Source organism: Gimesia alba (assembly GCF_007744675.1).
GTDB classification, from domain to species: Bacteria; Planctomycetota; Planctomycetia; order Planctomycetales; family Planctomycetaceae; genus Gimesia; species Gimesia alba.
In genome coordinates this window covers 3,017,187-3,038,267 of sequence record NZ_CP036269.1, presented here as the reverse complement: position 1 = coordinate 3,038,267, position 21,081 = coordinate 3,017,187, and the positions used below count along the sequence as shown (strand labels likewise).

The 21,081-nt window shown below is 50.6% G+C and carries 8 protein-coding genes; 6 read left to right on the top strand and 2 right to left on the bottom strand.

The genetic code is table 11. The annotated features are described in order from the left end of the window. Positions 1-2: 2 nt before the first annotated feature. Complete coding sequence (locus tag Pan241w_RS11370) at positions 3-4,451, bottom strand: amidohydrolase family protein (protein WP_145215301.1); 4,449 nt, start codon at positions 4,449-4,451, stop codon at positions 3-5. Between the two features lie 164 nt (positions 4,452-4,615). After that, positions 4,616-6,103, bottom strand: a complete 1,488-nt coding sequence (locus tag Pan241w_RS11365; RefSeq protein ID WP_145215298.1) for a sulfatase — start codon at positions 6,101-6,103, stop codon at positions 4,616-4,618. A gap of 317 nt (positions 6,104-6,420) precedes the next feature. Here Pan241w_RS11365 and Pan241w_RS11360 point away from each other — a divergent pair, with 317 nt between their 5' ends. The 6 genes from Pan241w_RS11360 (at position 6,421) to Pan241w_RS11335 (ending at position 20,920) form a co-directional block, all read left to right on the top strand. Beyond that, positions 6,421-13,062, top strand: coding sequence for a ThuA domain-containing protein (locus Pan241w_RS11360; RefSeq protein ID WP_198000473.1), 6,642 nt, complete (start codon positions 6,421-6,423; stop codon positions 13,060-13,062). A 108-nt stretch (positions 13,063-13,170) separates the two neighbouring features. After that, positions 13,171-14,019, top strand: a complete 849-nt coding sequence (locus tag Pan241w_RS11355) for a M48 family metalloprotease (RefSeq protein WP_145215292.1) — start codon at positions 13,171-13,173, stop codon at positions 14,017-14,019. A gap of 1,172 nt (positions 14,020-15,191) precedes the next feature. Further along, complete coding sequence (rho, locus tag Pan241w_RS11350; protein ID WP_145215289.1) at positions 15,192-16,808, top strand: transcription termination factor Rho; 1,617 nt, start codon at positions 15,192-15,194, stop codon at positions 16,806-16,808. 121 nt (positions 16,809-16,929) lie between these two features. After that, positions 16,930-17,715 (top strand): TVP38/TMEM64 family protein, encoded by a 786-nt coding sequence (locus Pan241w_RS11345; protein ID WP_145215287.1) that lies wholly within the window; start codon positions 16,930-16,932, stop codon positions 17,713-17,715. Positions 17,716-17,747: 32 nt separating this feature from the next. Continuing rightward, a complete protein-coding gene (locus tag Pan241w_RS11340; protein ID WP_145215284.1) occupies positions 17,748-19,271 on the top strand; it encodes a mercuric reductase in 1,524 nt (507 codons plus the stop codon). A 152-nt stretch (positions 19,272-19,423) separates the two neighbouring features. Beyond that, a complete protein-coding gene (locus Pan241w_RS11335) occupies positions 19,424-20,920 on the top strand; it encodes a DUF3604 domain-containing protein (protein ID WP_145215281.1) in 1,497 nt (498 codons plus the stop codon). Positions 20,921-21,081: the final 161 nt, after the last annotated feature.

Here is a 21,081-nt window from a genome sequence, read left to right as displayed (position 1 = left end):
CGTTATTTCGTGTTAGCCGGTTTCTTCGCGGGTTCTGTTTTCTTCGTCTCCAGAGGCAACGATCCCGGCGATTTCCCATTTGACGACTTTTGCATCTGCTGCAGTCGGCCTCGATAACGCTCATACAGGCGTGTCTGTTTACTGACGGGCGGTAACAGTTTCCCGCCGACGCAAACGGCTTTAATGTGAGACGTGTGCTGCAGAGGCGATCCATCTGAAATAATCAAATTCGCCAACTTGCCTTCAGTGAGTGAACCAAGTTGTTTTTCGACTCCCAGAATTTCAGCTGCAGAGAGGGTCACTGCTCTTAGCGCTGCAGGCTCTGGTAAACCATAGGCAACCGCCATAGCTGCTTCAAAAGGTGTGTTCCGTGAGTTCCAGGCGCTGTTGGAACGAATACAGAATGCGACTCCCGCATCATAGAGATGCCCCGGGTTAGCATAGGGCGCATCAAAGGGATCGTAATTTTCCTGGGGACGTCGCATCACAGGCCCAACAATCACAGGAATTTTTCGGGCCTTCAATTCTTGCGCCACCTTCCAGGCATCCGTCCCACCGGTAATCACGATCCGTAATTTTTCTTCTTCTGCAAAGAGCAGGGCACCGGCGATTTCCTTGCGCGAGTTTGCTTCAATAAACACAGGTTTCTTCTGATCCAGGTAAGGCATCAATGCTTCAAAACGCGGGTCCGTCACCGGGCTGGTTGTTTTATTTTCTTTTGCCTGCTTCTTCAGTTTTTGATACAGGCGCGCCTGCTGCAGGAAATCTTTCAATTCCTGCTGACGTTCTTTTTTCGTGCTCCAGTTAATTTGCAGTCCTGCTTCCAGTTCCATCACCATCTCAGGCGCGGTCCAGCCGGCAGTCTGCACCAGCGACGTCTGACCAGGAATTAAACCAGATCGTGGAACAACCAGCACACTGGTAATGCCACCGGCTCGTGCGACCGGAAAGAGTTCAGAATCCGGATTGATGGCCACGCCGGTCCGCAAATCGGGTTGCAGATCGCCGCTTTCTGAATAATCGTGTGTTTCACGGACTTTATCAATTTCCGTCAGTCCGAGAGTCGATCCGGTATCAATCATGCCCGGGTAAACGTGCAGTCCTGTTGCGTCAACAACAGGCAGGGTCTTGGGGAGTGCTTTCGCGGGACCAACATACTTGATCTTTTGCCTCTTGACCACAATCGTCCCCGCGGCAATCTCATCACCGTCGACCGGATGCAATGTCGCCCCGGTAATCGCAAACTCTTTCAATTCGCCGGCCGGCAAGGCAAGCGGCTTGACGGGGCGTTGTGCAATCTCAACAGAAGGAACGGCAGAACGAGACTCTGAACCGTCAGACATCGCCGTGGGTTGTTGCTTGCGATCGAAATAAATTTCGCCTTCAATGATCGTCATTTCACAACGGGAATAGGCATTTAAAGGATGCCCGCTGAAAATGGCAAAGTCGGCGTCCTTTCCAATTTCAATCGAGCCAATCTGCTGATCCAATCCTAATTCTCGCGCGGGATTGATCGTAATTGTCCGCAGCGCGTCATTGAACGACATATTTCCATACCGGACTGTTTTAGCCGCTTCGAGATACAAATGACGAATCAATTCCCAGTCGTCACTTTTAATCACCGTATTCACACCGGCTTCATTTAACAGAGCCGCATTATGAGGCACCGCATCGAAGGCCTCGATTTTGTAGGCCCACCAGTCAGAAAACGTACTGCAACTCGCACCATGCGCCAGAATTTCCGGAGCAATCTTGTAGCCTTCCAGCACATGCTGCAGCGACCAGACGCGAATCCCCAGGTGCGAGGCCACTCGCATCAGCATCAGAATTTCATCCGCCCGATAGCAATGCGAGTGAATGAATTTTTCATGATTGACAATATCCGCCAGTGCTTCCAGACGCAGGTCGCGTCGAGGAGGCAGCCGCTTCTGGTCGGGATGTTTTTTTTGTGCCTGTTCATACTCCTGCCACTGACGGCGGTAATCCACGGCTTCCATAAACGCCCGCTGCAACGTGGCTTCGACGCCCATCCTGGTATTCGGGAAGCGTGAGGTACGATACTTCACATTTTCCCCCAGCGCAAACTTCACGCCCTGAGGCGCGTCATGCAGAATGTGCTCGCGGGCTGTGGTACCATGTTTTAATTTGACGACCGCATCCTGACCGCCGATCACGTTTGCAGAACCATGAAACAATCGGGCAGCGGTCACACCGCCGGCCAGCGCCCGGTATTCAGACACATCAGCCGTATTCACGACATCCCTGATCCGCACCTCAGGCACAATCGACTGTGACGATTCATTAATCCCCTCTGTAATCATGATATGGCTGTGCGTATCAATAATGCCGGGCATCACATACAGACCTTTGAGATCTATCTCAGTTGTACCAGCGGGAACTTTTAAATCTTTTCCGATCGCGGCAATCTTTCCCTGTTTTACCAGAATGGAAGCATCCTTCAGCGTTTCTCCGGTCACCGTAATCACGATCCCGTTTTTAAGCAGTAGATTCCCATTCGTTTTTTGAAATCGTCTGACCCGATCGGATTCCAGCTCGGTATTGAATTTGTGAAAATCCTGTTTGGTCTGGGGACTTTGTTTCACATCCGGTTTTTGCGCAACCAGCGCCCCAGTGGCCGGCATCTTCAATCCGTCATCGTCTCCTTCGAGGGAAAGCTGAATCGGATTGGCGGGCGCTGACTTGGGCTGCGCTGCTTTACGAATCGCCGACCAACTCGTTTCCGTACCAAAGGCCGATTTCAATTTCCCCGAAATCTTCTCGGGTTTCATCTCATCTTTTGCAACGGTTCCTTTAAACTGCAGTTCAATCGAATGTTCGCCCGCACCGATGGCCACCGTGAAAGAAAATTGTTCTTTCGCGATTTTTCCCGAGGTGACTTTTCCATCCCCTTTTTCACTGGAAAACGTTCCCCGTAAGGCTTCTTTCTCCTGAGAGAGATGCAGCTGGCCAATCACTTTCCCCTGTGCCGATTGAATTTCGACTCCCCATTCTCCGGCTAAATCTACGCGTGCCTGCGGCTTTGCCTGGGGGGAGTCCGATTTCTTCTCTTTCTCTTTGTCTGATTTCGTTTTGTCCTCAAAATCAAACTTGGCACCGTCCACAAACAGATAACGCACCTTGGACTCACTCTGTTCCCAGGGAGCCGACATCACAACAAGATGCGCCAGTTTCCCTTTTTCAATCGTTCCGAGCCGTTGCTCTATCCCTAACAGCTTGGCCGCATCCGCCGTCAACAGACGCAGTGCTAGATCTGCCGGGACTCCTTCTTTCACCGCAATCCGTAATTGAGAGACCAGATCTGCCGCTTGATTTTTTAAAGACTCGGAAGCAACAGCGACGGGCAAACCACCTTCAGCCAACTTTCTCACACCTTGAATGCGTGCTTTCCAGAGTTTGAGTTTTTCCTGTTGCACGCGCAGCGGGTCCGGTAATTCAGCCGAAAGTTTTTCGGTTTCCTTTTTCTCTTCCACCTTCGGCTTTTCGGGGAAATTCAATTGGAAGATCACGCCGCCCGATTCGGCCTTCAATCGATCCACACACAGATGCGCTTCCTCGCCCCCGAGAATGATAGGCTTGATTTGAAATTCCTGACAAAGATCAAGCGTTCGTAAAATTTCGTCGCGTTTGTCTGCTTTAAACACAGGAATTTTCTTGGCATGCAGAATTTCCAGTAACGCGGCATAGGTCGGATCGGTCGGCGGACGCTTAATAAACGCAGACTGATCCTGATACAAGCCCCAATGTTGCTCGTAGTGCCGTGTGTCCAAAAACGATTGTCTGAGATGCGCCATGGCCCCCATCAGAGTCGTCGGATAGACGTTACCTCGAGGTGCATAGATTCGGAACGAGCCCATTGTGGATTCGATCAATGTCGATTCCCTGACAGGAAATTCGCTGGTCGAGATCAGCGTTCCCTGACCACTGGCAATTTTCCCCTGTGGCAGCAGATGCACTGAAGTAAAGCCAGCCTTCTGGTGATTTAAAAAACTGTTCTTCTTTTCCAGCACTGCCCGATTCGCATGAAACTCCGGGTTGAGATAATTACGATTATCGGGTCGCGTTGCCGCCAGCGCATGCCGACCGAAGTCGACCTTTCTGCCTTTGACTTGGGGTGCCTTCACCTCTTTATTAATCAGAGAGCTCGAAGCGGCATCAATGAAACCGGGATAAATCAGCATCCCCTGGCAATCAATAATTTCTGCGTCGGCGGGAATTTTCAGCTCCGTGCCAACCGCTTCAATCAAACCGTCTCGAATCAAAACCGTCGCATTCTCCAGAACCGTTCCCGGCTGAGTCACAACCCTGGCTCCCGTCAATGCATACGCGTTGACCGAAAAGCCCACATTTCGCTCGGCTTGTGCCCAGGCCTTTTGTGAAAAAGTCGAAATGCTAACCAGAAGTAACAAACCGAAGAGACGGAAATAGTACATGACTGTTCCATTGATATTAAAAAGAGAGCGTCAAATACGAAGAAATTAACCAATCGCGAGGCTTTACTGTAACAGCCCCCACAGTCGTTGAGAATAGGGAATCAGGCAGATACTCAGGGAAACAGAAGGATGCGCCCTTCAGAAAAGCGACTCCCGTGATCAAATTATTTCGCCTGTTTTCCAAACAATCGCTTTTCTCGCGTCTGCTCGTAAGATTTGGTATCCCAGACCGGTCCTTCTTTCTGGACCGCCGTGTATTTTTGAATCAGCTTCTTTTTCAGACCGTTTAAGCGTTCCTGCTCCTGCCAGGCCAGATTATGCTGTTCGCTGATATCATGCTTCAAATCATACAGCTCGAATTTCGTCAGCCGGGCATTTTTAATATACTCCTGCGAAATCGAGTTCACATTATTTCCCAACGGAATAATCCCTTCCGGACCGCTCCAGTGTGCGACAACTTTCCAGTCTCCTTCACGCATGGCAACTCGCGGCGTGCTGTTCGCACGATAATAGTTCCAAAACAGGGGAGTTGTTCGCTGCAAATCCATCCCGGCAAACAGAGGCACGAGACTGGTCCCGTCCAGAGCACGATTTTGAGGAACCGCCACATTCGCCAGTTCACAAAATGTGGGCAGCAGATCTACACTGCAGACTGGTGTCTCATTTTCCTGTCCCGCCGCAATCCGTCCCGGCCAACGAATGATTCCCGGAACTCGAATCCCCCCTTCATAAATATGGAGCTTCATCCCGCGCAGCACTCCCGGCGATCCCCACGAACGCCGCGAACCTTTCCCATAACGATTCAACGTCTCGGGACCGTTGTCAGAAGTGAAGAACACCAATGTATTGTCCGCCATCTTCAAGTCATCCAGCGTTTTCATTAATTTCCCGACAGCAGCATCCATATTGGCGACATTCGCGAAGTACTGGGCTTGATCCTCATACCGACTTTTGTCGAGATACTGTTTCACCAACTCCGGCGGCGAAGCGACGCGCTCATGCGGTTCATGAAAACAGACATGCAGGAAAAACGGTTTTTCCTGATCGCGCCATTCCTTGAGCCAGCGAATGCCTTCATCGGCAACAATCTGGCAGGAGAACCCTTCGATCTCGCCCAGCGGTTTTCCATTACGCACAAAGTTATTGGGATTCTCATGCGTGGGCAGGGCATTGTTCTGTGTACTGAACCAGTGCTGGAAGCCATGATCTCCCGGCTGTGGCTGCTCTTTCGAATTGAACATCCCGTTACAGTGCCATTTCCCGACATGCGCCGTGTCGTATCCCCCTTTCTTCAGCAGTTGCGCCATCGTGACTTCATCCCGTTTCAAATGCATCGGATGCCCTTCCGGAATCCAGTCGTAAACGCCCAGGCGATTGGGAGTTCTCCCGGTCAACAAACCGGCACGGGAAGGAGAACAAACGGGCGCACTCGCGTAACAGTCAGTCAGCCGCATTCCCTCTGACGCCAACTGATCCAGATGCGGCGTCTTGATCTGCGGATGCCCATAGCAGGCCAGATCTCCGTAACCCAGATCGTCACAGAGAATCACCAGAATATTCGGTTTGGCAGTCTGCTTGTTCTCTGCCGATTGCAATTCCAGCAAGGGTGCGAATAGAAACAAAGCCAGCCAGCAAGCGCATTTGATCTTCATTAGAAATCCCGGGAAAGAATGAACTCAGAATCAGTTAATATTGGTATTCAGAGTTCCTATCATGAACGATCAAAAGACTTCTCGCAATTCCTATCCCGCCGATTGTATCATGGAACGATCAAACAAACTCTGATCCCTGATTCTGAAACCACTTTCAGAGGAATTCAAAAAAAGCCGATTGCTGAGCAGTTTTTTGTTCTCGTTATCGCTAATATTGAAGTCTTGATCCGAACAGTCTTTCCCCAATCATAAGTAAATGACCCATGCCAGCATTTCCTTTCCCCCAAATACTCGAGTGCTCCAGAGGAAACCTGATTGTGAAAACGATTTCATCCATTTGCACAATGCTCTGCCTGTCTTTTTTGAGCGTCATCCCACTACAGGCGGATGAGTCTCCCCAGAAGAAGACCGCGTCGGCACAGCGTAAAATTGTTTTGATTGCCGGCCCCAAGAGTCATGGTCCCACAGGCAATGGAATTCATGACTACCCCTGGTCCGTCAAGCTGCTGAAAGTCATGCTGGATAATTCGAACGTGAAAGATCAGGTCCGCGTCGAATATCATCTGGATGGCTGGCCGGAAGATCCCAGCACACTGAATGACGCCGATACCATCATGGTCATTTCGGACGGACGGGACGGAAACAAGTTTGCCGAAGCGCCGCACTTTGGCAATGCAGAACATTTAAAACAGGTCCAACGTCAGATCGATCGTGGCTGCGGCTTTCTTACATTTCACTTTTCCACGTTCGCTCCCGACAAATATGCACAACAGATCCAGGACTGGTCCGGCGGTTATTTCGACTGGGAAGAAAATGGACTGCGGCGCTGGTACTCGGCCATTAAAACGGTCAAAGCCCCCGTGCATCTCATCCATCCGGAACATCCCACTTGTCGCGGTATCAAGGATTTCGAGCTACGCGAAGAGTTTTATTTCAATCTCCGTTTTCAAGACGACGATCCGAAACTGACGCCGCTATTTGAAGTCACGGAATTGAAGGGACGGAAAGAGAACGGCAATGTTGTCGCCTGGGCTAAGGAACGCCAGAATGGAGGCCGTGGGTTCGGCACCACCTGCGGACACTATTACGATAACTGGCAAAATGACGCCTTTCGAAAATTCATCTTGAACGCCATCGCCTGGACCGCAAATGTTGAGGTTCCTGAAATCGGCGTGCAGGCCCGCTATTACACTCACGCGGAAATCACGGCAGCACTCGCCGGCATCAAAGGCACTGCGCCGGCGCTAGTGGACGACCGCCCCATCCGAGTATTAATGTTCGCCGGCAACGAAGCTCATGCCTGGCACAACTGGAAAAAAACAACGCCGGTCATCAAAGAGCTGCTGGAAAAAGATCCGCGTATCAAAGTCGACGTGTCGAATGAAATTGAAGATCTCTCGAAAAAAACACTCAGTGATTATCAGGTCATCGTGCAGAACTATACCAACTGGCACGACGGCACCCCTTTGAGTCAAGCGTCCCGTACCGCCTTTATGAATTATCTCCAGAACGGCGGTGGTCTGGTTCTGATTCACTTCGCCAATGGGGCATTTCATTTTTCACTTCCCAAAGCGGGGGAGTCCGACTGGCCCGAATATCGTAAAATTGTGCGCCGCGTCTGGAACCATCACGGCAAAGGGGACGCCAAAAGTGGCCACGATGCTTTCGGAAATTTTGAAGTCCAGGTCACCGATGACACACATCCATTGACTCACAACCTGAAAACGTTTCCCGTCACCGATGAACTCTATTTTCGTCAGGACGGGACAGAGCCCGTGGAACCTTTGATTTCTGCAAACTCGAAAGTGACCCAAAAAAATGAGCCGCTGGCCTGGACGTATCACTACGGGAAAGGGCGAATCTTTCAGACTTTACTGGGGCACAGCGAAAAAACGTACGACACGTTTGAAGCCTGCGAAATCTTACGCCGCGCCACCGCCTGGGCGGCCCAGCGTCCCATTCACGAATTTGAACGCCCTCAACCCGCGCCCGGCAGCAAAAAACAAACGGCCATTCTTGTCCCCGGAAGATGGGGCCAGGCACTGAATACGAATGCAGGCACTGTCTTGATCGCATCCAAACCGGAATCACAGCCGCTCCCGCTCAGTGCCGACTGCTGGGTCAAGCTGAATCAAAAAAACAGCTTTAATGTGTTTCTGGCATCGGAAGAAAAATCGTCACCCGCGCACTGGGAAATGTATTCTTATGCGCGCAGCGGTTACTTCAGCGTTTATCTGCCAGGGCAGGGGGGCGAATATAAAACCAAAATCGATATTTGCGATCAGAAATGGCATTATGTCGGCATGATCCTGGAACCGAATCGCCTGCGTCTGTTTGTCGATGGAAAACAGGAACTCGATTCCGCACTTCCCTCAAGAAAATCAACCGGCGCCCTTTCGGGAACGATCCGCATTGGAGGCTTAGTCGAGAATCGGATCGGCTCCGACGGGCTGATTGACGACGTGCGTCTTTCCAAGGGTCCGCGCGACTTTACCATCGTGCCGACAGACCCCATGAAAACCGATGGCCAGTCCCTGCAACTCTTTCCCTTTGATGAATTGACAAAAACGAACCAGACACAGAACCAGGTCTCCGGCAAACCGGTTCCCGTTGTGACCAAAACCCCTGTCTCTCAGAAACCCGCCGCCGATACTAAAAAAAAAGATCATTGGGGTAAGGAGTCGGTCGGTTTTTCTCAGCCGGTCAGCGCCACCGACGATAATCGCTGGCAACAAACCGATATCGGCAAGTGGCTCGCCTGCACGGTACCGCTTCCCACCGGGCCGGTAAAAAAAGGGCTCTCGATTCGCGTCGGCGAGCATGAAGAAGGCACAATCTGCTACGACACACAGCACTGCAAAGTACGCGGCTTCTGGACGGACGGCTTCCTGAAACCCTCCCCCGAACGCTTCGGTCTGATCAAAGCGCCTTCTCCCATCGGAAACATGCTTTTTTCAACACAGGAAGGCCCCGGCTGGGATCAAAGACAGCCCTGCCAGTTCCTCGGATCGCACGTGCAGCAAAATCGCGTCACTCTGGAATATCGCATCGGTGAGACGACCGTGTATGAATTTCCCTGGTTCCTCAAATCTAAGGACCATGCTTATTTCACGCGTACGTTTGAAATCGGCCCGGGTGATCAGGCGCTGAAATTGCATATTGCCGATGCGAAGCAGGTGCAACCATTGACTGACCATCCCCATGTGTTTACTGCAACCGATAAAAACAAGTCTTTTTTCATCGGCACCACCGGCTGGGATGCGATTCGCACGACCATCGACCACAGCAATAAAAAAAAGCCAACAGCGGCCTTTGTCATCCCCCCTCGAAACGTCACCCGTGTATTTACGATTTATTATCAAACCGGTCCTGCAAAAGATACAAAGCCGGTCGCTCCCGATCAGCCTGCGTTTACCAAATCTCTACAACCGCTGCTGATTCCCGGCCCGCCGCATTGGAAAGAAACGCTCACCACAAAAGGGACACTGGGAAAAGATTCCTCGGCGTATGTCGTTGATACCATCACCATTCCCCACCAAAACCCGTTTAAAGCTCTGTTTTTTATCAGTGGGCATGACTTTCTCGAAAACGGCGATCTGGCTGTCTCCACAGTGCACGGCGATGTCTGGCTGGTCTCCGGAGTCGACGATGACCTGCAGCAACTGAAATGGAAACGGTTTGCCACAGGACTGTTTCAACCATTGGGACTCAAAGTGGTTGACAATCAGATCTATGTCCTGGGGCGAGACCAGATCACGATTCTACACGATCAAAACCAGGATGGAGAAGCCGATTTCTATGAATGCTTCAACAACATGATCCCGACTTCGGTCGGCGGACATGATTACGTGACGTGCCTCGAAACCGATTCCTTTGGCAATTTCTATCTCATGCACGCCCAAAAAGGGGTCGTGCAGATTACTCGCGATGGGAAAAAACTCAACACCATTGCCTCTGGTTTCCGTAACCCAAACGGCATGGGCATGGGCCCGGGAAATATTATCACAGCCTCCCCTCAAGAGGGAACCTGGACTCCCGCTTCTAACATTGCGGAAGTCAAACCGGGCGGATATTACGGCTATGGCGGACCCAAAATCACTACAAACCGTCCGCTGGGCTACGATCCCCCGCTGTGTTGGATTCCTCGACTGCAGGACAATTCCAGCGGCGGACAGGTCTGGGCGACCAGCGAAAACTGGGGGCCGCTCAAAGGGCAGCTCTTACACCTTTCTTACGGCCAGAGCAAGATTCTACTCACACTGCGCGAAGTCCTTCACGGCCAATCACAGGGCGGCACACTCACACTGCCGCTGGAATTTGAATCAGGAATCATGCGGGGACGATTCAGTCCCGCAGATGGTCAGCTTTATGTCAGCGGCCTGAAAGGCTGGGTCACCAACGCGGTCCAGGATGGCTGCCTGCAGCGCGTCCGTTATACGGGTAAACCGATTGACTTACCCATTGCCGTCAAAACCATGCAGAACGGAATCGCGCTTACATTCACCAACCCACTGGAACGAACCGCGGCAGAAAATCCCGATCACTACGCGATTGAACAATGGAATTATCTCTGGTCTGAAAAATACGGTTCGCCAGAATTCAAAGTTTCGTCCCCCCAGACCGAGGGACGCGACGAAGTAGAAGTTCTGTCTGCCACGTTGTTGCCAGATCAGCGGACCGTATTCCTGGAACTTGCCAGTGTCAAACCGGTCATGCAGATGGGCATCACATACCATCTGACTTCCCAGACAGGCATGGAGGTCAAACAGACCTATTACCACACAATCAACTCGGTCTCATCGCAAAAGATGGACTCCGATAGCTTAGCCCGCCATCAGACCAAAGAGTTACTCACAACCGCGCAACAGCAGCATTTGAAGCCGGGTGTCCTCTGGACATTCAGCCAAAACAATCCGTCGAATCCTCCCACCACCGACGCCCGAGCCGGCAGAATGATCGCCCTGTCCGTATCTGATTCTGAGGCACCAACTCCGTTTTTAAAGCCGGGCCCCTTTTCCGCAACCGCAGAAAGCTATCTTCGCGTACCCCTGACAGGACGTTACCAGTTCAGCCTGGAAGGATTCGGAACCGCCCGTGTAAAAATCAATCAGCAACCGATTTTGAATATTGACAGTGATGATTTCTCGAAACAAGCTCCGATGGCCGTCACTTTAAACAAGGGCTTCAATCAGATCCAATTAGCCTACCAGAGCAAAGCAGACGGAAATGCGAAACTGCGTTTGCTCTGGAGCGGTGATAACTTTGCCGCCGAACCCGTTCTTCCCAGCGTCTTAAGTCATATGAGCAATCATTCACAGCTTGTCAGTATGCAGCAACTCCGCCAGGGACGGGAATTAATCGCGCACAATAAGTGTCTTGCCTGTCACTCACTACCCAATGAAATCGCCCCATTTATCGTTTCTGACTCTCAGGGAACAATGCACCGCTTCCCGACAACTGCGATGCCGGATTTGAATCAATCCGCTCCGGACCTCGTGAATATTGGCAACCGGGTCAGCAAGCGCTGGCTGTTTCACTGGTTATTGAATCCACACAGTTTGCGCGAACACTCAAACATGCCGGCTCTGCTCGGCGACCCCAATTCCAAACTGGCTAAACAACAGGCGGCTGATCTGACCGCCTGGTTCGTTTCGCAAGCACGAAAACCAGCGTTCTCAGATTCAGTCAATCCTGAGAGCTCGCTTGCATCAGACATCGACTCCCTGATTGAATCCGGGGCACAAAAGTATGAACTGCTGGGATGCATTAACTGTCATCATCAGTTTGTTTCTCCCGAAGAGGACGAATACCAGCGGCACTCTTTAGCACGCGTCAAGCGCAAATTTAGCCCTTCACAGTTAACCCGGTTTCTACGGTCACCACACCAGCACAATCAGTGGAGTCGGATGCCCGACTTCAAATTAACGCAGCAGGAAGCCCTTGCGCTGTCTCTTTATCTCATCGACAGTTCTAAGGGCAAGATCCAAAACGCCATGTTGCTGCCAGCCGGATCAGCCAGACGGGGACACCAGCTCTATTACGAAACGCTGGGTTGTGTTAACTGTCACGGTACACTGTCAGACACATCACCAGCGACAGTTTCCCCCAGGCGTATTCCTCTTTTAGTAAGCTCACTTTCAAAGGGCTGCCTGTCAGAGCAGCGGAATCCCAACTCTCAAAGCCCTTATTATCCGTTTTCCCATCAACAGCGAACGGCGCTCCAGGCCATTCTGAAAACACATTCTCATTCCCTGACGCGTCACAGCCCTGCGGAGGTTTCTGAACGCTGGATGCGTCAATTAAATTGTGCCGCCTGTCATAGTCGAGATGCCGCAAAAAGCCCGCGCGGGATAATCATGGTCGAAGAAGGGGATTCCGGATTGCTCCCCGATGCGCTCCCCAGTTTGACCTGGGCGGGCGAAAAATTGAAATCGAACTGGTCAAAATCATTTATCGCAGGAGAGGTCTCCTGGAGGCCGCGTCCCTGGCTCAAATCGAGAATGCCGCACTTCCCGGCGCATGCCTCTTTCCTGGCATCAGGAATGGCCGCCGAACATGGAATCGCGGCAACCCCTGTTCGAAAAGTTTCTGAAGAAAAAGACGCTGTTTCGCCACAGATGATTACACTGGGAAATCAGCTCACCAGAAAAAATGCACTCGATTGCCGTCAATGCCACGGCGTCGGCGACGAACTTCCCTTAGGCGATGACAAAACTAAAATTGCCCTGGGAATCAATTTCGTGCATATCAAAGAACGACTGCGCGACGATTACTATCACCGGTTCGTGCTTGATCCGCCAAGATTTGATATCTCAACCAAAATGCCCAAGCTGGCTACCGATGGGAAAACCACAAAAATCTCTGCCATTCTGGAAGGAGATGCCCATCAGCAGTTCCATGCGATCTGGAAGTTTATTCAAAGCCTGAATGAACAACCACGCACCTTCAGTCGAAATTGAAATAACGGAGTTTTCAATTCCTGAAAAATGCCAGGTGTCTTCCAGAAATAAGTTGCTATGATTTCTGATAAATCACGGTCTATTTAGTTTTCCCGGAATTTGTTTATCATGCCGCGCTATATTCGGACAACTCACGGATCACGAAATTCCTCCTTCAAAATGCGTCTGGTCATCGCGGCTGGAATTGCGCTGTTTTCGTTCATTTCCTATCTGATGAAAGCCGACGTCAATGAAATCACGGGCGAGACTCAGCAGGTCGCTCTGACTGAACAGCAGGAAATCGCCTTAGGGCTAAAGGCAATGCCTACGATTCTCAAACGGCATCATGGAGAACATCCGGACCAGCAAGCCCAGGCATACGTTGATCGTGTTGGGAACCGTTTGCTAGAAAGTTTAAATAACGCTTTAAGAAAACAAGGCCGACAGAACCCTTATCGTTTTGATTTTCATCTGCTCAATGACGATCAGGTCGTCAACGCGTTTGCCTTACCGGGGGGGCAGATTTTCATCACCGCTGCACTCTATGATCAACTTGAAACAGAAGGGCAACTGGCGGGAGTACTGGGGCATGAAATCGGCCATGTCCTTTCCCGGCACGGGGCACAACAAATAGCAAAGCGACAGTTAACCCAGGGGTTAGTCGGGGCGGCTGGTGTCGCGGGCGGAGATGTCAGCAGTGCGAAAATGGCGCAAATAATCGGTTCGATGGTGAATATGAAATATGGCAGAAACGATGAACTGGAATCCGATCGTTGGGGAGTCGAAATCATGGTCCTGGCTGGCTACGACCCTTATGCCATGATCGGAGTGATGAAGATCCTCAAACGATCTGCAGGAGCAGGTAGACAGCCGGAACTATTCAGCACTCATCCCGATCCCGGAAACCGGATCGAGCGTATCAAAGAGATGATTCAACGGTCCTATCCTCCCAACACTCTGTCTAATCTGGAACCATAGATTTCAGGGAGTTTTCATCCCATTAAATAAAGCCCATAAATGAAAAACAGCCCCATTTTTATGATTCTCGCCATTTCGATTCAGAAAGAATCGTCCCCCTGAACAAAACATCCGATAGTTTTATGATAGTCAATTGACTTTGTTCAGAGATAAGCTATTATGTGAGTAGAACGTGCTCGTAATACGATTAGTATTGACGCTCTGAGATGGTTTTGATAAACACTAGAAACTAAACAATCTCTAGCAAGCCGTTTTTCAATTGAGGATCTCTCCCGCTTTTTGAGATCGTTTTTCCTGAGACCAGTCATTGAATTTCACTGGGTCACCAAAGTTGGCTTTAAAGTAAGTTGAGTCGTTTCCAGCGGGATGTTAGTTCCTCAACCGCGTTACTCCTGAATTCCGTCAGGGGTCGCTTATTGCTTGAAAGTTTTTCTCTTTCATGCGTGCACTGAAGGGTATTCCAATATCTGAACCAGTTGCGAATAACCAAGCCGGCTCCTGGTTTTTAACTTCGTTTATCAGCAGACTTCTTGCTTGAAAATTTTTATTTTAATGAAAATAACGTGAGTTTGTTTTTGGGCTTAGCTTCTTTTTTATCTCAAACCAATGTTCGGAATTGGATTCAAAAAATTAAGCCTTTGTACTCACGAAAACATTTAAAAGTTCCTTATTAGCAACCATTTATCGGTTGACGGAACTCACTCGAAACGATTGAATTTCTAGTATCAGTTTTTGACCACACAATTTTTGCCTGAAAGGATCTCGGCAAGGCGATCACTCAACAAGAGGCATTCGTCAACAAGCTTTTTGATTTGCATTGTTCTCGATGCCAGGACTCACTCTCTTTAATTTTTCAAAAGCGATAGTCCTATTCCCTGGAATAAGCAGGCCACGAAGGTCGAGTCCAAGATCGGGCGCATTATTCCACTGTGTAAATCTTTCTTCATGAGATTAAGGCTGCCTGCGTGTATTCGCAGGCGTTTGCCAGATTTCCGCTGAATTAAGAATCGGCACGTTCAGATGTATGCCAGCAGCATTCAAGCATCATTGCAGGCTCCGTGTTGACAATGATCCCTGCTTGAATCATTTGGTCGGTCACTTCGTGACTCGTTCATGCCGTAGTTATTTCTCAAATTTTTTCGTTACTATTTTAAATCATCTGGTGCTTCTGTATGGCTGCAAAAAGTTCTGAAACTTCTGACAAACCCAAACCCACACGTCGAAGAACAACCAAACCTCGAAAAAAAGTGGCCCCCCCAACAGAAGATACTTTTGAAAAAAGCGAATCAGATGCGCTGCAAGACGAATACCACCGTAAAGCAGAAGAAAATCTCGAACTATTCGAAAACTCTCATTCATCTCAGAGTGAAGCAGAACCTGAAAGAGAACCTGTAAGTATGTCAGATAATCCTGCTGAATCCGTAGGCGAAAATAACTCAGAACAAACTGATGGCGACCGATCTGAAAAAACAGGTGGCAATCGACGCAGAAGACGTCGCAGAAGAAAATCTGACGGCTCTAATAATGCACAAGGACAAAACCAGGGACGCCAGGGTGGCGGCGGAAATCGAGGCCGCTCAAATAACAGAGGTGGAGGCGGCCGTTCTCGTTCTGGTTCTGGTGGACGCACACAAGCCCGACGGCCGCGTTCGGCTTCAACCGCAGCCAATGAAAATATCTCCGGAACCATTGAAGGCGTCTTGGAACTTCACCCCAAAGCATACGGCTTTATTCGAGATCCCAAATCCAATTACAAAGCACAGGACTCAGACGCGTTTGTTTCCAGCTCCCTGATCGAAAAACACAATCTCCGCGAAGGTATTTTAATTCGAGGAGAAGTCGGCCCCGGAACCAGAGGACAGGGACCACGACTCAAGAGCATTGAAACCATTGATGGTCGTACCGTCGAAGAATACATGGAAATTAAATCCTTCGACGAACTGACTCCCATCAATCCCTTCGAACAGATCAAACTCGAAACAGGTCCCATGCCCATCACAATGCGCATCATGGATCTGCTCACTCCGATCGGGAAAGGGCAAAGAGCACTTGTTGTCGCGCCTCCTCGAACCGGAAAAACCATGCTCTTACAGGATATTGCGGAAGCAGTCAGTAAGAACCATCCCGAAGTTCGCCTGATGGTGTTGTTGATCGATGAACGCCCCGAAGAAGTCACGGAAATGGAACGCTCAATCAAAGGCGAAGTCATCTCCTCATCAATGGACCGGGACGTCGAAAGTCATGTTCGCACCAGCCAGCTCATTTTTGAACGTGGCAAACGTCTGGCCGAAGCGGGAGAAGATGCCTTCATCCTCTTGGACAGTATCACGCGAACCGCACGTGCCTTCAATAAATGGGTTGGCAACACCGGACGCACCATGAGTGGCGGTCTGGATGTCAAAGCGATGGATATTCCCAAAAAGATGTTTGGAACCGCGCGTCGCTTTGATGAAGGGGGCTCCCTGACCGTACTGGGAACAGCACTGATTGACACTGGCAGCCGCATGGACGAAGTCATTTTCCAGGAATTCAAAGGGACCGGTAATATGGAAATGGTTCTCAGTCGGGAACTATCCGACCGACGCATCTTTCCTGCGATTGATATCACGCTTTCCGGAACCCGTCGTGAAGAAAAGATTCTGGATCCCGAAGTTCTCGAAGGTGTCACTATGCTCCGCAGAAGTCTGATTTCGCTCAGCCCTGTTGAAGCAATGGAACAACTCAGCAGTACACTCAAGAAATTTCCAACGAACAAAGAATTTCTGGAAAAAATCCGGGCGATTCTTTAGTCCCATGTAAGCTGCTTCACATAACTGGTTCGAAAAGAAGATAGACTTTAGGTTGCCAATGACTCTCGCTTTAAAATAGCGCATTCAAACTGTTGCTCCCTTCGAGAAAAGGATTTCTTAAGTGACCAGCGCTGACCCAGAGACAGAACTGCCTGAGCAAACGGAATCACAAAACGCGGAACACACTTCTGCCAAAGCAAGCCACGTCTCGCGAACAGGTACCTGGATCCGATTGGCGGTTTTCGTACTCCTGGCGGGTATCATCAGTCTGGCTTATTATAATTTCCGAGATGTGCTGACTCTCAAATACCTAGCAACTCAGGAAACAAACTGGAGAGATTTCGCAAGTCAACATCCGGTGGCCATCTACCTGATTGCCTTCCTGATCTACACCAGCATCACGGGGCTGTCGCTCCCGGGCGCCGTACCGCTGACTTTAACCTATGGCTGGTTTTTTGGTTTCTGGAAAGCCTTGCTGCTCGTCAGTTTTTCTTCGACGGCAGGTGCCACTCTCGCTTTTTTAACCAGTCGGTATCTGTTTCGATCGGCGATTCAATCCCGCTATGGAGAACGCTTCGCGGTCATCAATCAGCAGTTTGAAAAAGAGGGCGCGTTTTATCTGTTCATCTTGCGACTTGTGCCCGCATTTCCTTTTTTTCTGATCAACGTCTTAATGGGACTGACCACCATCCGGGCCTGGACCTTCTGGTGGGTCAGCCAGATCGGCATGCTTGCCGGAACCGCTGTTTTTGTCTATGCCGGCACGAGTGTCCCGACATTACAAGAGTTATCAGAGCAGGGCGCCAAAGGGATATTAACCCCGCAATTGATCATCGCCTTTATTCTCCTGGGCACTTTTCCGCTGCTGATAAAAAAAATCGTCAATCGTATTCAAAGCCGTTCCTGATCGACCATCGACTCCCATCGTGAGAAACTGTTATGTCCAATTCCATCCAGGTTGCTCCATCAGATGAATTTAACCAGCGGTTAGTCGAACACGTCCACCCGCCCGACTGGGTCAATCCCCAACCGGCAGGACGCTACAATCTGGTTGTGATCGGTGCGGGGACAGCGGGCCTTGTGACGGCAGCCGGTGCTGCAGGACTGGGCGCCAAAGTTGCATTAATTGAACGACACCTGATGGGGGGAGACTGCCTGAATACAGGTTGTGTCCCTTCCAAAGCCCTCATTCGCTCGGCCAAGGCAGCGCACGCGGTTGTGAAAGCAAAGCAGTTCGGCATCGAAGTCAATCCAGCAGACGTCTCAACTCATTTCGATCAAGCCATGGAACGCATGCGCAAACTTCGTTCTGAAATCAGCGTGCATGACTCCGCACAACGGTTCAAAGATCTGGGTGTGGATGTATTTATTGGCGACGGAAAATTTCTCAACGAAAATACCATCGAAGTCAACGATCAAAAACTCCATTTCAAAAGAGCCGTCATCACGACAGGTGCCCGCGCTGCAGTCCCCAACATTGAAGGAATTAAAGAAGCAGGCTATCTCACCAATGAAACGGTTTTCTCACTGACAGAGCGTCCCAGACGTCTGGCTGTGATCGGCGCCGGACCCATCGGTTGTGAACTCGCCCAGACTTTCGCTCGCTTAGGTACGGAAGTGACCTTGCTGCAATCGCACGCCCAGATCTTACCGCGTGAGGACCGTGATGCAGCGACGATTATTCACCGACAACTGGAAGCTGATGGGGTGAAACTGATTCTGAACGCCAAAACCACCCGCGTCAGCAGAACGGATCAAACCAGGCAACTCAGCATTCAATCGGGAAACGAACACATTCAACTGGATGTTGATGAAATTCTCGTCGCTGCCGGGCGCGCCCCCAATGTCGAGGGACTGAATCTGGAAAACGCCGGCGTGTCCTACGATGAACGGCACGGAGTTTCCGTTAACGATTACCTGCAGACATCCAACCCGGCGATCTATAGTGCGGGAGATATCTGCTCTCGTTTTCAGTTCACACACAGTGCCGATTTCCAGGCACGCATTGTAATCGGAAATGCACTCTTCAAAGGCTGGAGTAAAACCAGTCAGCTCTTAATTCCCTGGTGTACTTACACCGATCCGGAAATTGCCCACGTCGGTCTGTATGAGCATGAAGCACACGAACAGAACATCGCCATTCAAACTTTCATCCAGGAATTCAGCGGCGTGGACCGGGCGATTCTGGATGGCGAAACCGACGGCTTTGTCAAAATCCATACGAAGCAGGGCACAGATCGAATTTTAGGTGCCACCATCGTGGCTGCTCACGCGGGCGATCTCATCTCTGAAATTTCTGTGGCGATGAAGTCCGGGATGGGGCTCAAAAAACTGGCCAGTGTCATTCATCCCTATCCCACACAGGCGGACGCCATCCGGAAAATTGGCGATCAGTTCAACCGCACGCGTCTCAGTCCGTTCATCAAACGTCTGTTCTCAAAGTGGCTCGAGTGGACTCGCTAACAGCCGTCGACGTTTCTGAAATTTGCCAGATCACATTCTTCAAACCGAATTCGCCTGGTCGCTTGTATTTCTGCCGACCACGGTTTCTGATAAACTACTGGCAGTTCTTTTGATGTAAAACCGTCACATAAATTCAGAATTGCAGAACTCAAATGACATCAGGCTTGAACAACTACTTTGGCGACCTGCACAATCACAATCAGGTGGGCTATGCGCAGGGATCTCTGGACCGCTCCTTCGAGATCGCCCGCAATCACCTCGACTTTTATGCCTTCACGCCTCACTCCTATTGGCCTGATGTGGAAGACTACGACGGAAAAATCACGCATAAATGGAAAAACGGATTCCATATCGCACGGTCTCGCTGGCCGGAAGTCGTCGAACTGGCCAAACAGTTTGAGCAACCGGGAGAGTTCGTCACCATTCTGGGATACGAACGCCATGGCACACAGGAAGGGGACTACCACATTCTCTTCCCGGACTTGAAGGGAGACTATGAACTCATCGAAGATCTGTCTGAACTTCAGGCATTCGCCCGACAACGAGGCTGCCTGCTGATTCCCCATCATCCCGCCAATCGCCTCGGGCACCGTGGTTTTGATGCCAGCAAAATGGATCCCGCTGTTTCCCCCGTTCTGGAAATACACTCGGAATGGGGTTGCGCCGAACATGATCGTGCACCGTTTCCCTACAAACGCCACACGGAAGGGGGACGTTGGACCAAACATACGCTGCAATCGTACTTAAACCAGGGCTACCGACTCGGAGTCGTCGCCAGTACCGACGATCACCTGGGACATCCCGGCGGCTACCGCGAAGGACTCGCCGCCATCAAAGCTGCCGAGCTGACCCGCGAAGCCCTGTTTGATGCGATCCGCAACCGGCGGACCTACGCCGTGACCGGAGATCGGATTGAACTCGACTTTTTCCTGAACGACCAGATGATGGGACAGGAATTAGAGTTCACTTCAGAGCGTCGGCTCAAAGTCCATGTCCGGGGCTGGGATGAAATTGATCGCGTCGAAGTCCTGAAGAATGGACGTGTGATTCACCGGGATTTCCCCGTCGATCGAGAACCGGATCAGAGTGCCTGGGACAAACCGGTTGTCCTGCGATTCGAATACGGCTGGGGTCCCTGGCCGGCTTTAGGCTGGGGTGGAACAGCTGACTGGAATTTTACCGTCGATATCGCAGGGGGACAGCTCCAGCAAATGCACCCCTGTTTTACCACAGGTCCGCTCGACGAGTTTCGCCGCGATCGCATTCTGGAGCAAACGCCGAACCAGCTCAAGGTTCAATCCTTCACCGCCCTCAAACAGCAGGTGGATGACTGGTCCCAGAAAGCAATCGTGATGCGGATTCAGGGAGACGCCAATACAAAGGTCTCGATTTCCTGCAATCAGCCCAGCGAATGTCAGCTTACCCAGACATTTGCTGAGCTTGCCACCAGTAATGAAATGCTGTTTACCCGACCGTTTCCCTGGGAATCGGCTATGTTGCATCGACTCGTGTTCCAGGACAACTGGGAAACCGAATTTGAATTTGAAGATCACAGCGACGGAAACAAGGACGACTGGTACTATGTCCGTGTGATTCAAGCCAACGGGGAAATGGCCTGGTCCAGCCCTATCTGGGTCAATAAAAAGTGATTCGAGCCCTTTGCAACCCATAATCCTTCGCCTGTCTCGCCAGAGTCTCATTTTAAACGATCCGAATTGAACGAAGCAGCGATCAGAGAATTGATTCCTGGACCGGATTTGCTTTAAAATACAGCTTAAAGTCTAAACTATTTTTCTTTCAGTCTCATTGA

Coding starts and splice junctions, on each gene's coding strand:
- Pan241w_RS11335 (WP_145215281.1), top strand. CDS start 19,424: ATGACATCAGGCTTGAACAACTACTTTGGCGACCTGCACAATCACAAT.
- Pan241w_RS11340 (WP_145215284.1), top strand. CDS start 17,748: ATGTCCAATTCCATCCAGGTTGCTCCATCAGATGAATTTAACCAGCGG.
- Pan241w_RS11355 (WP_145215292.1), top strand. CDS start 13,171: ATGCCGCGCTATATTCGGACAACTCACGGATCACGAAATTCCTCCTTC.
- Pan241w_RS11370 (WP_145215301.1), bottom strand. CDS start 4,451: ATGTACTATTTCCGTCTCTTCGGTTTGTTACTTCTGGTTAGCATTTCG.
- rho (WP_145215289.1), top strand. CDS start 15,192: ATGGCTGCAAAAAGTTCTGAAACTTCTGACAAACCCAAACCCACACGT.
- Pan241w_RS11365 (WP_145215298.1), bottom strand. CDS start 6,103: ATGAAGATCAAATGCGCTTGCTGGCTGGCTTTGTTTCTATTCGCACCC.